Origin of the sequence: Halostella pelagica (assembly GCF_004762015.1) — an archaeon.
In the GTDB taxonomy this organism is placed as follows: domain Archaea; phylum Halobacteriota; class Halobacteria; order Halobacteriales; family Natronoarchaeaceae; genus Halostella; species Halostella pelagica.
On record NZ_SJES01000001.1, the window covers coordinates 222914 to 245040 of the forward strand.

Below are 22127 nucleotides of genomic sequence, written 5' to 3' on the forward strand. Positions count from 1 at the left end.
AGGAGTAGTGTCCGAAGCCCGGAGCGGGTTCCGTCGAGAAATACTCGCATCTCCGTGGTACGATTACCGGACAGGAACCTTATCCATCTCGAAGTGTTTTACGGTCCATATGAGCAAACGGGCTGAGGCCTCTGGAACGGCGTTCTGGGGCGACATAGACGACACAGAGGCCCGCGAACGCTATCAAACGCTCGTGAACGCGATCGGCGACGGGGTCTATCAACTCGATGCCGACGGTCAGTTCGCCGCGGTCAACGACGTTCTGGTCGAGATGACCGGATACGCGCGAGAGGACCTCCTCGGCGAACACGTCTCCGAACTCCTCGACGACTGTCCGGCCCTCGAACGCGAGATAGAGCGGATCCGCACCGATCCCGGCAACCGAGGCGAACGGTACGAACTTGACGTTCGAACTGCCGGGGGACAACTGGTTCCCTGTGAGGTACGGGTGAACCCGCTCGAAGCGGACAACACCGTACAGGGCGTCGTCGGGACCGTTCGCGAGCATGACGAACGGTCCCGAACGGGCGAGACAGAGAGCGAACCTGACGAACGGTCCCAAACGGGCGAGACGGAGAGCGAGCGCGAGCGAGAACTCGCGGCCCGCTCGGCGGCGAGAGAGAACACCGTCGACGGGGTCGCGATCCTCGACGAGAACGAGGAGTACGTGTTCGCCAACCAGGCCCACGCCGATATCTACGGCTACGACGACCCCGAGACGTTCCTCGGCGAGTCCTGGCGACTGTGCTACGACGACGACGAGATCGAACGTTTCGAATCAGAGGTTCTGCCGGCGCTTTTCGAGGAGGGTAGCTGGCGGGGCGAGGCGACCGCACTCTGCAAGGACGGCAGTTCGTTTCCGCAGGATCTATCCCTGACGGAACTTGACGATGGGCGATACGTCTGCGTCGTTCGCAACATCACCGAACAGACGGAGTACCAGCGGGAACTCCGTCGGAAAGAGCGCCAGTTCGAAGCCGTCTTCGAGGACCCGAACATCCTCGCCGGTTTGCTCGAACCCGACGGGACGGTGCTCGATATCAACCAGACGGCGATGGAGTACATCGACGCCGACCTCGACGACGTCACCGGCGAGGCGTTCTGGGAGACGCCGTGGTGGCAAGAAGACGACGGAGTACAGTCGGACGTCGAGCAGTGGGTCGAGCGCGCCGCAGGCGGCGAGTACGTCGATTTCGAGGCCGAACTCACACGGCCGGACGGCACGGAGTACGTCCTCAACGGCGTCTTCAGACCCGTCACGAACGACGAGGACGAGGTCGTGTCGCTGATCGTCTCGGACCGCGACATCACAGAACGCAGACAGCACGAACGCGAACTCGAGGAATCCGAGCGCCGGTACCGGACGCTCGCCAAGCACTTCCCGAACGGGGCCGTCTCCCTCGTCGGCGAGGACCTCCGCTATCGGACGGTCGGCGGGAGTCCGCTGGACGTGGCCGGGGTACCCATCGACGAGATAGAGGGGCAGTCGGTCCACGAGGCGCTCCCGGAGGAGTTGGCCGACGACCTCGCTCCGCGGTACGAGACCGCGCTAGAGGGAGAGTCGAATACGTTCGAGACCGAACTCGGTGACGGGGTCTTCCAGTTCCAGTTCGTCCCGGTTCGGGACGACGACGGCGAGATATTCGCCGCACTCGGGATGTCTCAGGACATCACCGAGCGCACGGAGCGCGAGCGCGAACTGGCAAGATACGAGACGATCGTCGAAACGATCGACCACGGGATCTACGTGAAAGACGATGACGGACGGTTCACGATGGTTAACGACGCGTACGCGGACCTAACCGGCTACGACCACGAGACACTGGTCGGCGAACACGCCTCGCTCGTCGTCGACGAGGACGCGATCGAACAGTCCCGAGAGATGCGGACAACGATGGACGGAGAAGGGACCGACCGAACGATGAAAGCGGTTATCCAGACGGCGGACGGTACCTCCGTCCCCACAGAGAGAACCTTCTCGACGCTTCAGGTTGGCGACGGCGAGGAGAGACACGTCGGCGTCGTTCGGGACATCACTGAACGGATCGAACAGCAACGGAAGGTAGAGGAGTCAGAGCGTCGGTACCGGACGCTCGTCGAGAACTTCCCGAACGGGTCGGTCGGACTGTTCGACCGAGACCTGCGTTACACCGCTGTCGGTGGACAACTCCTAGACGCGCTCGACATCTCACCGCAGAACCGCGTCGGAAGCCACATCTACGACATTCATCCGGACAGCCTGCTCGACGATATCGAGCCGTATTACCTGGCCGCACTCGAGGGCGAAACGAACACCTTCGAAGTCGAATACGGGGGCCGGTATCTCCACGCCAACACGCTCCCCGTCAGGGACAGCGAGGGCGAGGTCTCCGCGGGAATGCTCGTCGTACAGGACATCACCGAGCGACGGGAGGCCGAACACGAACTTCGCGAGAGCGAGGCGAAGTTCCGGATACTCGCGGAGAACTTAGAGGAGGTCGTCTGGATGGCCACGCCTGACGCCGAGGAGTTCATCTACATCAACCCCGCGTTCGAGAAAGTGTGGGAGATCGATCGGAAGAGCCTGTACGACGAGTCGCTGTCGTTTCTCGATGTGGTCCATCCCGACGATCACGAGCGCGTTCGGGAGGAGTTCACGGCGCTCCCGGAGAATGATTTCGACGGGGAGTTCCGGATCGTCCGCCCCGACGGCGAAATCCGCTGGGTCCACGCCAAAGGGACCAGAGTGTACGACGAGGACAGCGAGATCAGCCGCATCGTCGGTACTGGTCAGGACATCACCGAGCGAAAGGAGCGCGAGCGTCAGTTAGAGGAAAGCGAGCGGCGCTACCGGACGCTCGCCGAGCACTTCCCGAACGGTGCAGTCGGGGTGTACGACCCGGACCTCCGGTACACGCTGACTGCAGGGGCCGTACTCGGTGACACTCTGCCAAGCTCGAACCGGCTCGAAGGCGAAAGAATGACGGAGATATTCCCGCCGGACACAGTCGAGGATCTCGAACCGCTGTTCCGCGCCGCCGTCGAGGACGGCGCGACCGATAGCGCGAGAACCGAATTCGGGGGCCGACACTGGCAGGTGTGGGTGACACCGCTACGCAACGCCGACGACGAGATATTCGCCGGGCTAAGTTTCACCCAGGACATCACGGAGCAGGTCGAACGCGAAGCCGAACTCGAACGGACACTCGACCTGCTCGAGAAGACTGAACGTATCGCGGACGTCGGCGGCTGGGAGATCGACCCGCAGACGCAGGACGTGTTCTGGACCGACCACATCTTCGAAGTTCTGGATCTGCCCGACGACGGGGAACCACCGCTGAACGAGGCCATCGACATGTACCACGAGGACGACCAGCCGATCGTCGAGGATGCCGTCGAGGACGCGCTCGCCTCCGGCGACCCCTTCGACGCAGACGTCCGAGTCTGTACGGACAGTGGAGAGATGCGTTGGCTTCGGCTTCAGGGGATACCGGAGACCGTCGACGGCGACGTCGTTTCGTTCCGTGGGGCGGCACAGGACATTACCGAACAGGTCGAGCGCGAGCAGCGACTCGAAGAGCTGATCGACGAACTCGAAACGTCCAACGAGCGCCTGGAACAGTTCGCCTACGCGGCCTCCCACGACCTTCAGGAGCCTCTTCGAATGGTGTCGAGCTACCTCCAGTTGATCGAGAAACGGTACGCCGACGAACTTGACGAGGACGGCCAGGAGTTCATCGACTTCGCAGTCGACGGGGCCGACCGAATGCGCGACATGATCGACGGACTGCTCAAGTACTCTCGGGTCGATATGCGAGGAAACCAGTTCGAGGCCGTCGAACTGGAGGAAATCTTCGCCGATGTCCGCTCGGATCTCAAAGTGCGGATCGAGGAGAGCGGCGCCGAGATCACGGCAGACCCACTTCCATGCGTCGAGGGTGACGAGGGGCAGTTGCGTCAGGTGTTTCAGAACCTACTCTCCAACGCCATCGAGTACAGCGGCGAGGAGCGCCCTCGAATAGACGTCTCGGCCGAACGGAACGGTTCTGAGTGGGTAATATCGGTCAGCGACGAGGGGATCGGCATCGACCCGGACGACGCGGACAGGGTATTCGATGTGTTCCAGAGCCTCCACGCGTCGGATACCCACTCGGGGACGGGGATCGGGCTCGCGCTCTGTGAGCGCATCGCCGAGCGCCACGACGGGGAGATATGGGTCGACTCAGCGGTTGGAGAGGGATCGACGTTTTCATTCACACTGCCCGCCGAAAGCACATACAGTGAGTGAACAGAACTCTTCCGCTGACCGAGCAGAGATACTCCTCGTCGAGGACAATCCGGGAGATGTCCGGCTAACGGAAGAGGCATTCAAGGAGGGTCAGATCGCCAACACACTCCACGTCGCGACCGACGGGGTCGAAGCGCTCGATTTCCTCCATCAACGCGGGGACTACGAGGACGCGCCGTGTCCGGATGTGGTCCTCCTCGACCTCAATCTCCCGCGGAAGGACGGCGACGAGGTGCTCAAGGAGATCCGCAACGATACCGACCTGAAGCGCCTTCCAGTAATTGTTCTTACAAGCTCGGAAGCCCAGGAGGATATCGTCAAGTCCTACGAACTGCAGGCGAACGCGTTCCTGACGAAACCGGTCGACCCCAGTGAGTTCATCGAAGCGATCCAGTCTCTCCAGCAGTTCTGGCTCTCAGTCGTTCGATTACCGCCGTGCAAGCAAAAGTGACAGCGACTATCAGAGTGAAGGGGCCAGTCGCTCCGTCGTCCATCGACGCATAGCCGCGTTCCTCGACCGCGGCGCAACCGTCCGACGTCTTCTACGCCTCCAGTATGTCGTCGTCGTCGTCCGCGGCCGGCACCGACAGCGTTCCGTCTATCGCAGTGGCGGCGTCGCCGCCGACGCGGACCGTCTCGCCGACGCGGACCCGGACTCTGCCGGGGCGGTCCACGAAGTGGCCCTGTTCGAACACCATCTCGTCGGGCAGTTCGCCGTCGAAGGCGCTGACCTCACGAAGGTACGCGCCCGCCGCTCCGCTCGCCGTTCCAGTGACCGGGTCCTCGGACACGCCTGCCCCCGGTGCGAACATCCGCGCGTGCAACGTCGCATCCCCCTCCAGCGTGTCGAAGGTGAACGCGTAGAGGCCAGTCGCGTCGTACTCCTCGCAGAGTTCCTCGACGGCCGCCATGTCAGGGTCAGCGTTTCCGACGTGTTCGAGAAAGTTCACGGGGACGACGAGGAAGGGAAGTCCCGTGGACGCGACTGCCGACGGCATGTCCGCGCCGACGTCCTGGAGGGATCCGACCGGCACGCCGAGAACGGTCGCGAGTCGCTCGTAGTCGACGTCGACCGGACGGACCGTCGGGTCGTCCTGCGTCATCCACACCGCTCCGTCCTCGGCGACCTCGATGTCGAGGACGCCCACGTTCGTCTCAAGCGTGTGCGTGCCCGCCTCGATCACGCCGTCCTCGTGGAGATGCGCGTGGGCGGCGATAGTCGCGTGACCGCACAGGTCCACCTCCTGAGACGGCGTGAAATACCGCACCTTTCGGTCGGCGGGGCCGCTCGGGAGCAGAAACGCCGTCTCGCTGAGAGAGAACTCGCGGGCGATAGCCTGCATCTGTGCCTCCGTGAGGCCGTCGCCGTCCGGAACCACCCCCGCGGCGTTTCCCGAGAGCGGTTCGTCGGTGAAGGCGTCGACCTGCAGGGCGCGTACGCTGTCCATGCTCGTGGTGTCTCCCGGCCCCGACATGAATCTGGTGCGAGGGACCTAACGCGAAGTGCGATAGCCGGGTCGCAACGAGGTGCGATAGCGGATTCGCGACGGACGCCGACCGACGCGCGATACCCTCTACGTATCGTTGGGTAGCCACGCCGCAACGTCGTCGACGACGGACTCGGCGACGTTGCCCGTCTGTATCTGCTTCACCGGCGTCGACTGTCCCTCGCCCGGCATGAACAGGTGGTTGAGTCGGTCGTACAGCCGGTACGTCGCCTCGTCTCCCAGCGCGGACCGCCACCGCTCGAAATCCGCGTCGGGGCTGGCTTGCCAGTCCCGCTTCCCCTGACAGACCAGCCGCGGGATGTCGAGGCCCGCCGCAGTCTCGACCTGGTCGTACTCTTTCACGCTGAGCCAGAACCGCGCCGGTTGCCCCGCTATCGTTTCTTCCGGGTCGACCTCGCCCTCGTCGAGGCGGCGGACAGCCTCCTCGAACCGCTCGATCCGCTCTTGCTCGGCGTCGGTGACGGTTCCGTCGAGTTCCGCGATGTACCGGTTCTGTTCGGGCAGAAGCTGATACAACGGTCTGGCGTTCCCCGCGAGCATGGCGATCCCGGACAGGTTACCGTCCCGCTCGGCGATACGGGGCGCGACAGCGCCGCCGAAACTGTGGCCGACGACGGCGACGCCGTCCGGCCGGACGGGGGCGGCGTCGCGGAGTTTCGCGACCGCCGCGAGCGCGTCGTCCGTGACGACACGGTCGACCGTCGCCTCCTCGGGCGACACTGAACACTCGTAGGTCCGTTTGTCGTACCGGAGGACTGCGACGCCGTTCGAGGCGAGTCCCCACGCGAGGTCCTGGTACACCTTGTTGACGCCGATAGTGCCGTCGCGGTCCTGCGGGCCTGACCCGTGGACGATCACGACGCCCGGGAACGGACCGTCGCCGTCGGGAACCGAGAGCGTGGCTCCGAGTTCGCAGTCCCCGTCGAGGGTGAGTTCGCGTTCCGTGAACGCCGACTGGTCGGCGTAGGTCGGCGGGGAGTACGATTCGAGAAACAGCAGTCCCGCGATAGCGTTCTCGTCGTCGACGACGAGCCGAACGGCCCGAGAACCGTTCTCGAACGCGACTCTGACGATGACCTCGGCGCGCGGCGGGTCCGAGCGACGTTCGACGGCCGATATCTCCTCGAACGATCCGAACGACGCCTGGAGTCGCGACCAGATACCCTGTAGTTGCGTGGCAGACACCTGTCGGGAGAGGGCATCGTCGAACAGGTCCGCCGCGCTCTGGAACTCACCTTCGTTCAGCCGCGTCACGAACGCTCTCGCGACTTCGTCAGGCGATTCGGGCGGGTCGGTCGACTCCTGTTCGGTAGTGGTGTTCTCACCGGTGGTAGACGGTGTAGATGATCGGTTCGCGGTAGTCTCCGTCGACGGGGACTCGTCGGACGACGCGCACCCGGAGAGAGCGGCGGCGACTGCGGCAACGACTGTACGGCGAGTCGTACTGTGGCGGACGACCATATCTGAACCGACTCTACTTCTCGGAATAAAACCTTTCTCTCGCTTTCCTGTAAACGGTTAAGTGTCGAGGCGCGCGACTGCCGTCCATGAGCGACCTTCCGGAGGACTTCGACTGCACGATCACCAACTGGGAGTACATTTACGGGCTCTGCCGGGACGTGAGTTCCGAGGTCAGGGACGACGAGTTCGAACCCGACGTGATCGTCGCGTTAGCCCGCGGCGGGTGGTTCGCCGGGCGGTGCATCTGTGACTTCCTGGGCCTCGACGATCTCACCAGTCTGAAGATGGAACATTACGTCGGCACCGCCGAGAAGGCCGACGAACCGCAGGTCCGCTATCCGATGCCGGAGGGGAGCGTCGAAGGCAAGGACGTACTCATCATCGACGACATCGCCGACACTGGCGGGTCGATCAAGCGCGCGGACGAGTACGTCAGAGAGCGCAACCCCGGCGAGGTCCGGACCGCGACGCTCCAGTTGCTCCAGACCAGCGAGTTCGAACCGGAGTACGTCGGCGAGCGGCTAACGGAGTGGACGTGGATGGTCTATCCGTGGAACTTCATCGAGGACATGATCGAACTGACAGTCGGCGTCATGGAGAAGGCCGACCAGGAGACGTTCGACCGCGAGGACGTGCGTCACTACCTCGCGGAGTACCACGACGTCCAGCGGATCGAGATGGAGATAGCGCAACCGGACCGCCTGGACGAGGTGCTCTCCGAGATGGAGCGCCGCGGCGAGATAGAGGGTGAGGACGGGACCTGGACGCTCGCACACTGAGGCGGCCCGGCGCGCGTTGCGGAGGCCAGCGGGAACTCCGAGTGTCGAAGCCCCGCGACGAGGGACCGATTTTTGTAGTCCCGGGACGCAGTCCCGGCCATGATAGGCTTTATCGGCGGCAGCGGCATCTACGAGGCCCTCCCGCTGGAGAACGTCCGAGAGGAAGACATCTCGACGCCTTTCGGCGACCCGAGCGCGCCCATCACGGTCGGGGAACTCGCCGGACGGGAGGTGGCGTTCCTGCCGCGACACGGCCGCGACCACCAGTACTCACCGACAGAGGTTCCCTACCGCGCCAACGTGCACGCGCTGAAGCAACTCGGCGTCGAACGCGTGCTGTCGAGCAATGCGGTCGGGAGCCTCCGCGAGGACCTCCCGCCGCGGACCCTGGTCGTCCCGGACCAGACGTTCGACCGAACGAAACACCGGACCCCGACGTTTTTCGACGACGGGATAGTCGTCCACGCGGCGTTTGCGGAACCGTACTGCCCCCACATGGTCGACCATCTCGGCGAGTCGACCCGTGCGACCGACGCGGACTGTGAAGTCGGCGGTACCTACGTCTGTATCGAGGGGCCGCAGTACTCGACGCGCGCCGAGAGCGAGTTCTACCGCGCGCAGGACTGGGACGTGGTCGGGATGACGGCCATCCCAGAGGCGAAACTCGCGCGGGAGGCGGAACTGTGTTACGCGACGGTAACCGGCGTCACGGATTACGACGTCTGGAAGGCCGACAGCGAAGTGAGCCTGCAGGAGGTGCTCGAAAACGCCGCGGCGAACGAGGGCGCTATCAAAGAGGTCGTCGAACGGGCGGTCCGAGAACTGCCCGACGACCGAGCGTGCGACTGCGGGTCGACGCTCGACGGCGCTATCAACACGCCCCCCGAGGCCGTCCCCGAGGAGACCAGAGAGCGCGTCGACCTGCTCGTCGACGACTACCGCTGATACTGCCGGCTGTCTCCCGTACAGAGAATCTCTACCCCGAGGTGTCGACGTTCGTCAGCGGCGTCCAGTCGCAGGCGACGATGCGTTCGCTTCGCGCGACGCGTTCCGCACGGGTACATCTCACCCTTGCGACGATTACCCGACCAGAAGGCTCATGGCAGTAGTCACCTTCCCTCGGAAAGAGAAGCTTACCATGATGGAATCGGACTTTTTCGCGCTGGCTCGGGCGGATCCGGGCCGTACGATCACCTATTCGGTGGTTCCCGTCCTCGTCGCCGTCGCACAGTTACTCAACGGTTTCTACCACCACGTCTCTCTGGTTTACCCGGCGCTGTTCGCGCTGTCGCTCGTCGCGTTCGCAGTTCTCGCTACACAGTACCACGTCGCATCCCACCGCGTCACGCAGGCCTGGTCGACTACGGAGCGGACGGCGGACTGATCACGTCGTCCGGGCCACCGTCCGAGTATCGCGGGCCTGCCGGCCTTTGTACGCGTTGTAGCCGCCGATAGCCGCGGCGACCAGACCGCTGACGACCGTGCTCCACAACAGTCCCGTCGTCCCCATGTCGAACACGGCGATAGCCGAGACGACGATCCAGAGGCCGAGCAGTAGAGTCAGTCCGGCGGCCGCCTCGCTCACGTTCATATCCTGCGACATCCGGTAGAAGTTGTATCCGGCGACGAGGAATATCGCCGCGCCGATGATGATGTTGTTCCACCCGGCGGCGTCTAACTGCGTGGCCCCACCGAGGTCACCGTACACGAAGGGTGAGACGGCTATCCAGGCCCCGATCAGCGACGCGAGACCGGCAAGTAGTTTCGATCCGCGGAGGTCGACGGTGCGGTCGTCGACGGTTCGACGGTCGCCCGTCGCTCGCTGGTCACCGGTCGTTGTCGTGTCGGCCGTCGTATCTCTGTCTGGTGAATCTGCCATACTTTCCCCGTTCGATCAGTCGCCGTTGACCCAGTAAAAAGAGTCGACCGTTTACGCAGTTCCCCGTCGACAACCCCGACTAACACCTGCTTACTCTCGGGCCGTTCGTTCCGGGTGCCCCCGGACGTACTGCAGTGCGGCGACGTACTCCTCCGGGTCGACTTTGTCGTCGACTTCGGAGAGACGTTCACGGATTTTCGTTGGAGTCATGCGCGGACGTACGCGACGCTAGGCTATCAGTGTTATGGTGAATGTTAACATGGATTTTCGCATCCGGACCCGAACGCAGCCCGCTGGTCGGGCGCTCGGTCGTACTGTCACCTGTGCGCCACTGAAGAACGTCCGCACCGCAGAGATGTCGATTCTTCTCACGACTATACAGCCGCGGGGTCAGTCCGCGACCGCTCCGTCGGAGGCGGTCCCCGAGTTCGGGTCCTGCACCCAGAGGTCGCCGAACAGTTCGTCCTGCTGGAGGCGAACCTGCCCCCGGTTCGAGAGAAAGAGCAGGGCGAGAAACGTCTGAACGCGCGTGCCGCCTGCGTCCTCTATCTCCGCGTACAGCACTTCGTCTCGGCCGGCGTCGTACTGCTCCGACAGCGTCGACCGGACGTCGTCGATCACCGTCTCGATGTCCTCCTCGTGCGTGTTGCTCGTGACCTCGTCTTGCGTCGGTTCGTCGTCGACGCGCATGTCGTCACCGCTGCGATAGTCGAGCGTCTGCGTGCCCCGCTGAAACCCCGACGCGGAGTCGCTGGTGTCGTACTCGCGGGACTCCTTCCATCGCGAGTCGCGCTCGGCTTCCCGTAGCTCCCGGACGAGTTCGTCCAGCGTCTCCGGCGTCCCGCGGGCCCGCTTTCGGTCCAGTCGGCGTTCCATCTCGCGCTCTAACCCTTCGACCGGGTCATGATCCGGCGGGGGTGCCTCGCCCCCGCCCTCCAGCGGCGCTTCCCACGGTTCGGGCTCGTCGTCCTCCGGTTCGTCCTCCGAAAGCAGGCCGTCGCCTTTCATCCGCAGGAGAACGCTCGCGTAGAACAGCGCCCGACCGGACGTTCGCAGGTCGACCTCGTCCAGTCGGTCGAGGAACTTGTCGGTCACCGCGACGATGTCGATGTCCCACGGGTCTATCTCGTCTTCCTTCGCCAACTGGACGAGCAACTCGACGGGTTCGACCTCGTCGGTTTCCTCCTCGGGCACGAGTTCGTCGACACCTGCGGAAGCGTCACCGTTGCTGTCGGTTCCTTCCCCGTCGCCGTCCTCGCTCTCGCCGCCGGGGAGCGCGCTCTCGTCTGTCCCCGGCGGGTCGCGGTCGTCGTGGCCCGCGATGTTCAACGGGATGTCTTCGTCGCCTTCCTCGCGGGCCGCGTCGTCCGCTCGCTGATTAGTCATCCGCGGGCACCCCGTCCCCGCTCAGGTCGATACCGGTCACCGCGCTAACGTTGTCGTCCTGCATCGTCACGCCGATGGCGCGCTCCGAGCGGTCGAGCATCGCCGAGCGGTGTGAAACGACGACGAACTGCGCCTCGCCGGCGAGTTCGTCGACCATCTCGCCGACGCGTTCGGCGTTCGCCGCGTCGAGAAAGGCGTCGACCTCGTCCAGCGCGTAGAACGGCGCGGGGTTGTACCGCTGGATCGCGAAGATAAAGGCAAGCGCCGTCAGCGACTTCTCGCCGCCGGACATCGCGTCCAGGCGCTGGATCGGTTTGTCCGCGGGCTGGGCCTTCATCGTCAGGCCGTCGTCGAACGGGTCGTCCTCGTTCTCCAGGTGGAGCGTCCCCGACCCGGAGGAGAGGCGGGCGAAGATATCCTCGAACTGCTCGTTGATCGCCTCGAACGCCTCCATGAACGTCTCTCTCTTCTGGGCCTCGTAGGAGTCGATACGCTCCCGGATGCCGTCGCGCTCCTCGACGAGCGTCGCCTTGCCCGCTTCGAGTTCGTCGAGGTCCTCCTGCACCTCGTCGTACTCCTCGATAGCGAGCATGTTCACCGGTTCGAGCGCCTCCATCTCCGTCTCGAGCCGCGCGATGTTGGCCTCGACCTCGTCGTGGTCCGGAACGTCCTCCGGGTCGTAGTCGCCGACCTCGGATTCGAGTTCCTCAATCTCCCACTCCAGTTGCTCTTCGCGCTCGCGGAGGCTCTCCAGTTTGGTTTCGACGGTGTCGACTTTCTCCCGCTGTTCGTCGCGGACCGCCTTGGCCTCGCGCAGATCGTCTTTGAGGTCGTCGCGTTCGCCTTTCAGCTCCGCGAGTTCCGCTTCCAGTTCCTCGACGGCCTCGCGCTTCCCGTCGAGTCTCTCCTCGTGGTCGTCGATCTCGGCCTCGTACTCCTCTATCGCGGCCTCCTTCTCGGCTTTGCGGTTCTGGGCCTCCTCTATGGTCTCGTGGAGTTCCTCGATGGACTCCTCTGCGTACTGTTTCTCTAGCTGGTACTCGTTCAGGTCGCCGTCGAGGTCCGAGAGCCGCTGCTCGAACTCGTCTATCTCGCTCTCAAGTTCCTCGATCTCGGCGGTGAGTTCGGGGATCCGCGAATCCGCGAGTTCGTCTTCGAGTTCGTGGATCTCCCCCTCCACGGCCGCGATCTCCTCGTCTTTCTCTCCGATCTCGTCTTCGATCTCCTGCATCCGGTTGTCGACGTCGTCGCGTTCCGCGCGGAGTTCGTCGAGTTCGTCCTCCATATCGGCGATCCGTTCCTCGACCGACCCGTACTCCGTCTCGGTCGATTCGATCTCGCTCTCGATGGACCGAACCTGGTCGGCGGCCTCCGTCTGCCGGTCGCGCGCGTCGTCGAGTCGCTCCTCGACGCCGCGGAGGTCCTCGCGGAGCGAGTCCCGTTCGTCCTGCAGGGCCGTTATCTCCTCGGCGACGCGCTCTAGCTGGCCCTTCCCGGTCTTCGAGAAGGAGTAGCGCGAGCCGCTTTTCGACCCGCCGGTCATCGCGCCGCTTTTCTCGACGAGTTCGCCGGACAGCGTCACGAGGCGGTAGTCGCCCATGTACTCGCGGGCCGTGTCCATGTTCTCGACGACCAGCGTGTCGCCGAGGACGTACGAGAACACGCCCGCGTGTTCGTCGGCGAAATCGACGAGGTTGTACGCGAAGTCGACTACGCCCGGGTCGTTCGGTGCGGACGGCAGCGAGCGGTTGTGCATCTCGGTGATCGGCAGGAACGTCGCCCGCCCCGCGTTCTTCGATTTGAGATACTCGATGCACTCCTGGCCGACGCCGTCGTCGTCGACGACCACGTTCGCGAGGCGGCCGCCCGCCGCCGTCTCGCAGGCCGTCGAGTAACGTTCGTCCACGCTTCCGAGTTGGCCAACGGTGCCGTGGACGCCGCCCTTGCCGGCGTTCAGTACTGTCGAGACCGCGCGGCCGTACGAGGAGTCGCCGCTCTCGTCGGCGCGCGCTTCGAGTTCCGCGTACTCCTGCTGTTTGGCCTGGAGGCTGTCCTCCACGTCCTCGATATCGTCCTGTAACTCGCGCTTCTCGCCTTTGAGGTCCTCGACGACGCCTGCGATGTTGTCCTCGTTCTTGCGTGCCTTCGCGAGTTCGTCCCGCAGGTCCTCCAGTTCGGCCTGGAGTTCCGGCAACTCGTCGCGGGCGTCGTCTATCTCGTCTTCCGTCTCGCTTATCGCGTTCGACCGGCGTCGCGCCTCGTCGAGCAGGCGGTCCTGCTCGCGTTGGAGGTCGTTTTTCTCCGTCTTGCGCTCCTCCAGTTCCTCCTTTCGCTCCTGGAGTTCGGCTTTCACCTCGTCGTACTCGGTGTCGATGGCGTCTATCTCGGTCTGAAGCGTCTCTATCTCCGACTCCCGCTCCTGAACGTCGGCCTTGACCGACGACTTCTCCAACTTCGTCTCGCGGATGTCGCTCTCCAGTTCGCCGACCTCCTCCTGTTTCCGGTCGACCTCGACGAACGCCTCGCGGCGGGTCTGTTCGGCGTCCTCGACGGCTTCCTCGGCCGCGTCGATCTTGTCCTCTAGCCGCGATATCTCGCCTTTGATCTCCTCTATCTCGCTTTTGATCCGGAGCTGTTCGTCCTCGCCTTTCCGCTCTATCTCGGCGTTTAAATCCTCCAGGTCCTCTTGCAGGCGGACGACTTTGCCCTGCTTTTCGTCCAGAGCGCGCTGGAGTTCGTCGAGTTCGGCGTCTCTGCGCTCGACGTCCTCGCGCGTCTCTACCAGACCCTCGCGCTTGTCCTCCAGTTCGGCGGCCTTGAGATAGCCCTCGTACTCCTCTTTGTCCTCCCGAAGCGACTGGTATTCGAGTGCCGCCTCTCGCTCGTCGCTCAACTGTTCGAGGCGCTGGGCCTTCTCCTCGATGCGCAGCTCCGCCTCGTCGATGCGTTCCTCGACGACTTCCAGTTCCTCGAAGGCGTCTTCCTTCTTCGCGTCGAACTCCGCGACGCCGGCTATCTCGTCGATTATCTCCCGGCGCTCGTGTGGCGTCATGTTGATGATGCCGGTCACGTCGCCCTGCATGACGACGTTGTACCCCTCCGGCGTGACGCCGGCGCTCGCCAGCAGGTTCTGGATGTCGGAGAGGTTGACGGAGCGGCCGTTCAGATAGTAGTAGGAGTAGTAGTTGTCCTCGGTCTCCTTGACACGTCGCTTGATCGTTATCTCGTCGACGTCGCCGACGTCCTCGCTGCCGGCGGCGTTGACGACCTGTGCGCGCTCGACCGTCCGGTCCTCGTTGTCGAGGATGACCGTGACGCTCGCCTCGCGAGCGCCGCCGCCGGCCGACCCGCCGTCCTCGTGGCCGGGGTTGTAGATCAGGTCGGTGAGTTTCTGCGCGCGGATACCTCGCGCTCTGGCCAGGCCGAGCGCGAAAAGCACCGCGTCGATAATGTTACTCTTTCCCGAACCGTTCGGGCCGCTGACGGTCGTGAAGTCCTCGTAAAACGGGATCCGGGTCTTCCGCCCGAAGCTTTTGAAGTTTTCAAGGACGAGCTCTTTGATGTGCATGGGTTGCTCGTGGGGCGGACGAACCCCCGACTACGCCACGATGATGTCGTCGCCCAGTCCGGAGTCGTCCGTTTCTTCCTCCTCGTTTTTCCCCTGGGGTTCACCCTCCTTAGCCGCTTCGGACGCCGCTTCCTGAACCTCGTCAGGAGCGGCTTCCTGGGTCGGTGCGGCCCGTACGTCGGCGGACCGCGACGGCGTTTCGGCGTCGAGTTCCGACTCCAGTACTCGGATGCGCTCTTTCGTTTCGACCAGTTCCTCGGTCAGTCCTTTGACCGTCGACTCCAGTTCCGCGACGGTCGCCTCCAGTTCCTCGACTCTGTTACCGGCCATACGAGTAAAAGGACAGTTCCGGATGCATAAACGTGTGTCAGACATATAAAAGAATTGTGACATTATCCCGCCGGGCCGGGACAGCAGTAGGCGCGAGACGGAGCGACTGTTCCCGTTAGCCTTTAACCGACCCGCACCGAACCGAGGCGTAATGACCGCACAGGCAGCCCGATCTGAGGAACTCGTGACTGTCATCGGGTTGGAAGTCCACGTCCAACTGGAGACGGACACGAAGATCTTCTGTGGCTGTTCGACCGACGCGTCGGACGCCGAACCGAACACGCGCACCTGTCCCGTCTGTCTCGGCCTCCCGGGTGCCCTCCCCGTTCTCAACGAGGGCGCAGTCGAGGCCGCCGTCAAAATCGGGAAGGCGATAGACGCCGATATCCCGGAGGAGACGGCCTTTCACCGGAAGAACTACTACTACCCGGACCTGCCGAGGAACTTCCAGATCACCCAGTATGATGCGCCGATCTGTCAGGACGGCGAACTGACGTTCTCGGAAAGCGGCGAGCGCCGGACCGTCGGCATTCGCCGGGCGCATCTGGAGGAAGACCCCGGAAGCCTCCAGCACCAGGGCGGGAGCATCGACACGGCGGAGTACACGCTGATCAACTACAACCGCGCGGGAACGCCGCTGATGGAGATAGTGACGCGGCCCGACTTCCGCGGGGCGGACGAGGTGCGCTCGTTCCTCGCCAAACTCGAAGAAGTGCTCGAATATCTCGGCGTGTTCGACAGCACGCGCGACGGCAGCCTCCGGGTCGACGCCAACCTCAGTCTGGTCCCCGGCGAGGAGGTCGGCGATGACGGCGACATCGACGAGTCGGCACTCGATGCGGCCAACCGCACCGAGGTGAAAAACATCACCAGCCACAAGGGCGCGGAGAAGGCGCTGGCCTACGAGGAGACGCGCCAGAAAAACGCCGTCCAGCGCGGCCGCGAAGTCGAACAGGAGACGCGCCACTGGGACGAGTCCCGCGGCATCACCGTCTCGATGCGCTCGAAGGAGGAGGAGAAGGATTACCGCTACTTCCGCGAGGCCGACCTGCCGCCGCTACAGGTCGCCGACTGGAAAGAGCAGATCGATATCCCGGAACTCCCCGACGCACGCCGCGAGCGGTTCCGCGACGAGTACGACCTGAGCGGGGAGGCCGCGTCGAAACTCACCTCGACGAAGCAGGTGGCGGACTTCTACGAGGACCTGGCGGGCGAGTTCGACCCGGACCTCGCGGCGACGTGGGTCGCCGACAACCTGCTCGGGGAACTCAACTACCGCGACATAGAGATAACGGACGTCGAGAGCCGACTCGACGAGGTCCACCGGTTGGTCGAACTCGTCGCTGAGGACGAGATAACCGCCAAGAACGCCCGCGAGACGGTGCTCCGTCGGATGCTAGACGACGGCACCGACCCCGACTCGGTCGTCGAGGAGGAGGGGCTGGGCAAAACGGGCGAAGGCGAAGTCCAACAGGCCGTCGAGGCGGCGGTCGCCGACAACCCCGACGCAGTCGAGGACTACTACGACGGCGACGACGGCGCGATCAACTTCCTCGTCGGCCAGGTGATGCAGGAGACGGGCGGGAGCGCCGACCCCGGCACCGTCAACGAACTGCTGCGTGCCGAACTGGACGACTGATTGTGACGCGCCGCCGGTCGAACGCCGTGACCGACCGCCGTCAGCTATCGGTATCGGCCAGCGGTCTCTGACTGTCAGCGATCACCGATGCAGTCGGTCAGTGGCCGCCATCAGCGACATACGATGATCACCATCAGCGACATCCGACGGCCACCATCAACGACCACCGGTTAGTCGTCGCGCACGGACGCACGTATCCGAGCGCATACGCCCGCACACCCGCGCTTTCCGGCGATTTACCCCGAAAGGTTTAGGGCCGGCGTGGGCCTAACCAGTGTCGAATGACGACACAGGATCGACGACGGGGTGGTACGCGGTGGAGTTGATAATAACGGAGAAAGACAACGCCGCGCGACGGATCGCGGACATCCTGAGCGGCGAGAGCGCCGACGCCGAACGGCGCAACGGCGTCAACGTCTACAAGTGGGGCGGGAAGCGCTGCGTCGGCCTCTCCGGACACGTGGTCGGCGTCGACTTCCCCGACGAGTACAGCGACTGGCGTGACGTTGAGCCGGTCGAACTGATCGACGCGAGCATCGAGAAGAAGCCGACTCAGGAGAACATCGTCCGGACGCTCCGACTACTCGCCCGGGAGGCCGACGCGGTCACCATCGCCACGGACTACGACCGCGAGGGCGAACTCATTGGTAAGGAGGCGTACGAACTCGTCCGCGACGTGAACGAGGACGTTCCGATCAAGCGGGTCCGCTTCTCATCGATCACGGAAAACGAAGTCACTGACGCGTTCGCGAATCCCGAGGACCTCGACTTCGACCTCGCGGCGGCGGGCGAGGCCCGCCAGATAATCGACCTGATCTGGGGTGCGGCGCTGACGCGTTTTCTCTCGCTCACCGCGGGGCAACTCGGCGAGGACTTCATCAGTGTCGGCCGCGTGCAGTCGCCGACGCTGAAACTCATCGTCGACCGCGAGCGCGAGATCCAGGCGTTCGACCCCGAGGACTACTGGGAACTGTACGCAGACCTGCTGAAGGCGACGGGCGAGCAAGACGACGCGTTCGAGGCTCAGTACTTCTACCGCGACGAGGACGGCAACGAGGCCGAACGCGTCTGGGACGAGGACAACGCCGACGCGGCACACGCGACGCTGGCCGAAGCGGACGCGGTCACCGTCGACAGCGTCAACCGCCGCACGCGAACGGACGCGCCCCCGGCACCGTTCAACACCACGCAGTTCATCCGCGCGGCCGGCAGCCTCGGCTACTCCGCACAGCGCGCGATGAGTATCGCCGAGGACCTCTACACCGAGGGGTTCATCACCTACCCGCGGACGGACAACACGGTCTACCCCGACGACCTGGATCCGGAAGCGCTCCTCGACGAGTTCGTCGGACACGGCGATTTCGGCGACGACGCCGAGTCGCTGCTCGAACTCGACGGCATCGACCCAACCCGCGGCGACGAGGAGACGACCGACCACCCGCCGATCCACCCCACCGGCGAACATCCCGGCGCAGGCGAACTGAGCGACGACGAGTGGGAGGTTTACGAACTCGTCGTCAGGCGGTTTTTCGCAACCGTCGCCGAGGCCGCGACCTGGGAACACCTCAAAGTCGTCGCGGTCACGGACGGCCTCACGCTGAAGGCCAACGGCAAGCGTCTGGTCGAACCGGGCTACCACGACGTCTACCCGTACCTCTCCACGAGCGAGAACTACGTGCCCGACGTCGACGTGGGCGAAGAACTGTCGGTTACCGACGTCCGTATGGAGGAAAAGCAGACCCAGCCACCCCGACGCTACGGCCAGTCTCGACTCATCGAGACGATGGAGGACATGGGAATCGGGACGAAGTCGACCCGCCACAACACCATCGAAAAACTGTACGACCGCGGCTACGTCGAGAACGACCCGCCGCGACCCACCCAGCTAGCGATGGCCGTCGTCGAAGCGGCCGAGGAGTTCGCCGACCGCGTGACGAGCGAGGAGATGACCAGCCAGCTAGAGGCCGACATGACCGCGATCGCGGAGGGCGAGGCGACGCTCGACAACGTCACGGACGAGTCCCGCGAGATGCTGGAGACGGTGTTCGAGTCGTTGATCGATTCCCGGGAGGAGATCGGGGATCACCTCCGAAAGTCGCTGAAAGCCGATAAGACGCTCGGCCCCTGTCCGGAGTCCGACCACGACCTGCTCGTGCGCCGTAGCTCTCACGGATCCGCGTTCGTCGGCTGCGACGGCTACCCCGACTGCGAGTACACGCTCCCGCTGCCAAACACGGGTAAGCCGCTCATCCTGGACGAGCAGTGCGAGGAGCACGAACTCCAGCACGTGAAGATGCTCGCCGGGCGGCAGACGTTCGTCCACGGCTGCCCGCAGTGCAAGGCCGACGAGGCCGGCGAAGGACCGGTTATCGGCGACTGTCCGAACTGCCACGATGACCACGACGGCGAACTCGTCATCAAACAGCTCCGAAACGGCTCCCGGCTGGTCGGCTGCACCCGCTACCCGGACTGCGACTACTCGCTGCCGCTCCCGCGCCGCGGCGAGCTCGAGGTCACCGACGACCGCTGTGACGAACACGACCTGCCGGAACTCCACGTCCACAACGGCGACGACGAGCCCTGGGAACTCGGTTGTCCTATCTGCAACTACCGCGAGTATCAGGCCCGCGAGAGCGACTCCGGCACGGACCTCGAAGCGCTCGACGGTCTCGGAGCGAAAACCGCAGAGAAACTCGTCGAGGCCGGCATCGAGAGCCTGGACGACCTGACCGACGCCGACCCCGATGCGGTCGCCGCGGACGTCGAGGGCGTCAGCGCCGACCGGATCGAAGACTGGCAGGCGGAAGCGTAAGGCGATGCCAACTTCTGCTCAGGCGATATCATAGTTGGTTTTATTTATGTGGATAGAGAAGACGTAGCCGATGGTCCCCACCAACCGACGCAGTCTGCTCGTAGCGGGCGGCTTCACGCTTGCAGCGGGCTGTCTGTCCCGTGCAGACGACACGCGATCGATGGACGAGACGACGACTACCGACGGCCAGGACGGTGAGAACGAGTCCCTCCCGGACGGGCTCGTCACCGCGCTCGGCGCGGTTCCCTCGGCTATCGAAGGCAACGAGGCGACTCGCGTATACGTGCTCTCGCCGGAGGAAGAGGGCCGCTACGGCGCGGGCCTCTCCGAGCAGTACGGACTCGGCCTGTCGGATATCGACAGGGCCGTCGCCGCAACGTACGGAGACCGCGACGGACAGATCGTCTGTCTTGCTGGGTCGTTCAGCAGCTCCGACATCGACGCGCCGGACAATACGGCGTCGACGACGACGGACGGTCGGCACATCAGCGCGCGCGGACTGACGGACGGCGGTGCGTGGGACGCCGGTCTCGACGCCGCACGGGCCGCCGCTAAGGGTTCGATCGAGAACCTCTCCGAGGACGAGTCCGTGACTGCGGTTCTGAAACCTCTCACCGACGAACAGTACGTCCGGGTCTTCAGAGGCGACAGTGACGAGAACCGGGCGGGCCTCGCCGACTCGCTCGACGCTGACAGCGTCGACGCGACCGCGTACGCAACGACGCAGATCGAGGAACGGACCCGAAGGATCACGACCGTTGTGCTGTTCGACGACGAGTCTTCGGTCGACGAGAGCAAGCTCCGGTCCATGGTCGACGACAACTGGGGCGACGGAGTCGAAGAGCAAAGCATCGAGCAGGACGGCCGTCGCGGCGTCGTGACCGTCGTGTACGAACGGCCACCCCGGCCGGATTACGAGGCGTCGCCGGACGCGCGGCTCTGGGTCAAATACGACGATGAGACTGGCGAAGCGACGCTCCGCCACCGGGGCGACGAAGCCGTCGATGCGTCGACACTGACGATCGAGGTCGAAGGGGAGGAAGCGCCCGTACAGTTCGAAGACGAGTACGATACCGTCGAAAACGGCGACGAGATAACCGTCACCGCCGCCCCGTTCTCGCACGTCCGCGTCCGGTGGGAGGACCCGGACGACGAGGAGACGTTCGATTACCTCGCCCGGGAGATCGTTCACGACAGATCGGCGTTCGAACCGGACTACGATCCGGACACGTCGGAACTGACGATCACGTACACCGGCGAACAGCAGGCCGATACGGAAGGCCTCGAACTTCAGCACCGCTCGCGCGACGATCGGCGGAACAGCGAGAACGACGAGGTGCCGCTCTCGGAGTACCACGAGACGCTGACGACGGGCGACGAGATCGTCATCGAGGACGTGACTCTCAACGACTGGGTGTCGGTCATGGCGACCGTCACGGAAGGCAATTCGAGCTACGGGACGAGCGTCTTCTCGTTCCACGTCCGCCCGCCGGGGTACTTCTACGTCCGCCGGGAGGACCAGACGACGTACCTCGTGTACGGCGGCGACCACGGCCGGTCCGCCATAGAGAGCGATATCAGCAAGTATCAAGTGCTGGTCGACGACGAACGAGCGTCGACCCAGTTCGGCGAAACGTACGACGAACTGTCCGAGGGTGACCGCATCGAACTCGACGCCGATATCGGTTCCGAGGTGTCGGTGGAGTGGACCGGCAGTAGCGAGACGGTCGAGATGACCCGACGAACGGTTCTCCCGAACGTATCCGTCAAATTCGAGCGGGTTGACGGAGACCAGGTCGAGGTCACGCACGACGGCGGCGAACCCGTCGACGCGGGTGAGCTAACCGTCGCGATCCCGACTCGGTCCGGCGAAAACGCCGTCAACTGGGGCGAGTCCGGAACGACCGTCGAGGAGGGCGATTCGATCACGGTCGACATACCCGACGACGCTCGGTACGTCATCGTCCGGTACGGTTCGCGCTCGTTCACCGGGCGGAGTGTAGACGACATCGAAGGCTGATCGCGGTCAGCGGTCCCGGATACCTCCGAGGTTCGGGACTCTGACGCACCGACTACTCCGTCTTCACTTTCGCCACCGCCTCCACTTCTACGACCATCTCCGGGTCAACCAATCGCTCGACCTGCACCATGCTGGTCGCCGGGCGCACGTCGTCGAAATACTCCCGATGCGCGCGACCGATCTCGTCCCACCGGTCTACGTCTGTGACGAACAGCCGTGTTCGGACCACGTCCGCACAGGTCGCGTCGAGTCGCTCCAGCGCCCGTTCGACGTTCGAGAGCGCTTGCGCGGTCTGGGCGTACGGGTCGCCGATACCGACGAGATCACCCGCGTCGTCCGTCGCAGTGGTGCCAGAAACGTGGATCTCGTTACCTGCCCGGACAGCGCGCGAATAGCCGACGGTCGACTCCCACTCCGTTCCTGACTGGATCGTCTCGCGTTCCATACGTTCACCCCGGAGCCCCGTGCAGAAAATATT

At 64.2% G+C, this 22127-nt stretch carries 15 protein-coding genes; 8 read left to right on the forward strand and 7 right to left on the reverse strand.

The genetic code is table 11. The features are described 5' to 3' along the window. Positions 1–109 precede the first annotated feature (109 nt). A complete protein-coding gene (locus EYW42_RS01165) occupies positions 110–4267 on the forward strand; it encodes a PAS domain S-box protein (protein WP_135533422.1) in 4158 nt (1385 codons plus the stop codon). After that, positions 4260–4718 carry a response regulator gene (locus EYW42_RS01170; protein ID WP_135533423.1) on the forward strand — a complete coding sequence of 153 codons (459 nt, stop codon included), beginning with the start codon at positions 4260–4262 and terminating at the stop codon, positions 4716–4718. The genes EYW42_RS01165 and EYW42_RS01170 overlap by 8 nt, the downstream gene beginning before the upstream one ends. A 91-nt stretch (positions 4719–4809) precedes the next feature. Here the strand turns inward: EYW42_RS01170 and EYW42_RS01175 are convergent, their stop codons facing one another. Together EYW42_RS01175 and EYW42_RS01180 are read right to left on the reverse strand one after the other, a co-directional pair. After that, complete coding sequence (locus EYW42_RS01175; protein ID WP_135533424.1) at positions 4810–5715, reverse strand: PhzF family phenazine biosynthesis protein; 906 nt, start codon at positions 5713–5715, stop codon at positions 4810–4812. A gap of 126 nt (positions 5716–5841) precedes the next feature. Continuing rightward, complete coding sequence (locus EYW42_RS01180) at positions 5842–7236, reverse strand: alpha/beta hydrolase (RefSeq protein WP_135533425.1); 1395 nt, start codon at positions 7234–7236, stop codon at positions 5842–5844. Positions 7237–7322: 86 nt separating this feature from the next. On the opposite strand from EYW42_RS01180, the gene EYW42_RS01185 reads away from it, so the two are divergent. From EYW42_RS01185 to EYW42_RS01195, 3 genes are all read left to right on the forward strand, one after another. Continuing rightward, on the forward strand, positions 7323–8015 hold the full coding sequence (locus tag EYW42_RS01185) for a phosphoribosyltransferase (RefSeq protein WP_135533426.1): 693 nt from the start codon (positions 7323–7325) through the stop codon (positions 8013–8015). A gap of 99 nt (positions 8016–8114) precedes the next feature. After that, a complete protein-coding gene (mtnP, locus tag EYW42_RS01190) occupies positions 8115–8960 on the forward strand; it encodes an S-methyl-5'-thioadenosine phosphorylase (protein WP_135533427.1) in 846 nt (281 codons plus the stop codon). 154 nt (positions 8961–9114) lie between these two features. Then, entirely contained in the window at positions 9115–9399 is a 285-nt protein-coding gene (locus EYW42_RS01195) for a hypothetical protein (protein WP_135533428.1), read from the forward strand. On the opposite strand, the gene EYW42_RS01200 is transcribed toward EYW42_RS01195, so the two are convergent. From EYW42_RS01200 to EYW42_RS01215, 4 genes are all read right to left on the reverse strand, one after another. Continuing rightward, the gene (locus EYW42_RS01200) at positions 9400–9894 is read right to left on the reverse strand and encodes an SPW repeat protein (RefSeq protein WP_135533429.1); all 495 of its coding nucleotides are present in this window, start codon (positions 9892–9894) and stop codon (positions 9400–9402) included. A 390-nt stretch (positions 9895–10284) separates the two neighbouring features. Next, positions 10285–11280, reverse strand: coding sequence for a segregation/condensation protein A (locus tag EYW42_RS01205; protein WP_135533430.1), 996 nt, complete (start codon positions 11278–11280; stop codon positions 10285–10287). Further along, positions 11273–14848 carry a chromosome segregation protein SMC gene (gene smc, locus EYW42_RS01210; RefSeq protein WP_135533431.1) on the reverse strand — a complete coding sequence of 1192 codons (3576 nt, stop codon included), beginning with the start codon at positions 14846–14848 and terminating at the stop codon, positions 11273–11275. Before smc ends, EYW42_RS01205 begins: the two co-directional genes overlap by 8 nt. Before the next feature lie 30 nt (positions 14849–14878). After that, positions 14879–15178 (reverse strand): DUF7518 family protein, encoded by a 300-nt coding sequence (locus EYW42_RS01215; protein ID WP_135533432.1) that lies wholly within the window; start codon positions 15176–15178, stop codon positions 14879–14881. Positions 15179–15329: 151 nt separating this feature from the next. On the opposite strand from EYW42_RS01215, the gene gatB reads away from it, so the two are divergent. The 3 genes from gatB to EYW42_RS01230 all read left to right on the forward strand — a co-directional run bounded on the left by gatB (position 15330) and on the right by EYW42_RS01230 (position 21649). Further along, positions 15330–16817, forward strand: coding sequence for an Asp-tRNA(Asn)/Glu-tRNA(Gln) amidotransferase subunit GatB (gene gatB, locus EYW42_RS01220; protein WP_135533433.1), 1488 nt, complete (start codon positions 15330–15332; stop codon positions 16815–16817). A gap of 316 nt (positions 16818–17133) precedes the next feature. After that, on the forward strand, positions 17134–19629 hold the full coding sequence (locus EYW42_RS01225) for a DNA topoisomerase I (RefSeq protein WP_135534017.1): 2496 nt from the start codon (positions 17134–17136) through the stop codon (positions 19627–19629). Between the two features lie 70 nt (positions 19630–19699). Next, positions 19700–21649 carry a hypothetical protein gene (locus EYW42_RS01230; protein WP_135533434.1) on the forward strand — a complete coding sequence of 650 codons (1950 nt, stop codon included), beginning with the start codon at positions 19700–19702 and terminating at the stop codon, positions 21647–21649. Between the two features lie 52 nt (positions 21650–21701). Here EYW42_RS01230 and EYW42_RS01235 read toward each other — a convergent pair whose 3' ends face one another. Further along, positions 21702–22094 carry a RidA family protein gene (locus tag EYW42_RS01235; RefSeq protein ID WP_135533435.1) on the reverse strand — a complete coding sequence of 131 codons (393 nt, stop codon included), beginning with the start codon at positions 22092–22094 and terminating at the stop codon, positions 21702–21704. Positions 22095–22127 lie beyond the last annotated feature (33 nt).

What these genes read in the sequence shown, in the direction of transcription:
- EYW42_RS01165 (WP_135533422.1), top strand. Translation starts at nt 110, where the DNA reads ATGAGCAAACGGGCTGAGGCCTCTGGAACGGCGTTCTGGGGCGACATA.
- EYW42_RS01175 (WP_135533424.1), bottom strand. Translation starts at nt 5,715, where the DNA reads ATGGACAGCGTACGCGCCCTGCAGGTCGACGCCTTCACCGACGAACCG.
- EYW42_RS01180 (WP_135533425.1), bottom strand. Translation starts at nt 7,236, where the DNA reads ATGGTCGTCCGCCACAGTACGACTCGCCGTACAGTCGTTGCCGCAGTC.
- EYW42_RS01185 (WP_135533426.1), top strand. Translation starts at nt 7,323, where the DNA reads ATGAGCGACCTTCCGGAGGACTTCGACTGCACGATCACCAACTGGGAG.
- mtnP (WP_135533427.1), top strand. Translation starts at nt 8,115, where the DNA reads ATGATAGGCTTTATCGGCGGCAGCGGCATCTACGAGGCCCTCCCGCTG.
- EYW42_RS01195 (WP_135533428.1), top strand. Translation starts at nt 9,115, where the DNA reads ATGGCAGTAGTCACCTTCCCTCGGAAAGAGAAGCTTACCATGATGGAA.
- EYW42_RS01200 (WP_135533429.1), bottom strand. Translation starts at nt 9,894, where the DNA reads ATGGCAGATTCACCAGACAGAGATACGACGGCCGACACGACAACGACC.
- EYW42_RS01205 (WP_135533430.1), bottom strand. Translation starts at nt 11,280, where the DNA reads ATGACTAATCAGCGAGCGGACGACGCGGCCCGCGAGGAAGGCGACGAA.
- smc (WP_135533431.1), bottom strand. Translation starts at nt 14,848, where the DNA reads ATGCACATCAAAGAGCTCGTCCTTGAAAACTTCAAAAGCTTCGGGCGG.
- EYW42_RS01215 (WP_135533432.1), bottom strand. Translation starts at nt 15,178, where the DNA reads ATGGCCGGTAACAGAGTCGAGGAACTGGAGGCGACCGTCGCGGAACTG.
- gatB (WP_135533433.1), top strand. Translation starts at nt 15,330, where the DNA reads ATGACCGCACAGGCAGCCCGATCTGAGGAACTCGTGACTGTCATCGGG.
- EYW42_RS01230 (WP_135533434.1), top strand. Translation starts at nt 19,700, where the DNA reads ATGGTCCCCACCAACCGACGCAGTCTGCTCGTAGCGGGCGGCTTCACG.
- EYW42_RS01235 (WP_135533435.1), bottom strand. Translation starts at nt 22,094, where the DNA reads ATGGAACGCGAGACGATCCAGTCAGGAACGGAGTGGGAGTCGACCGTC.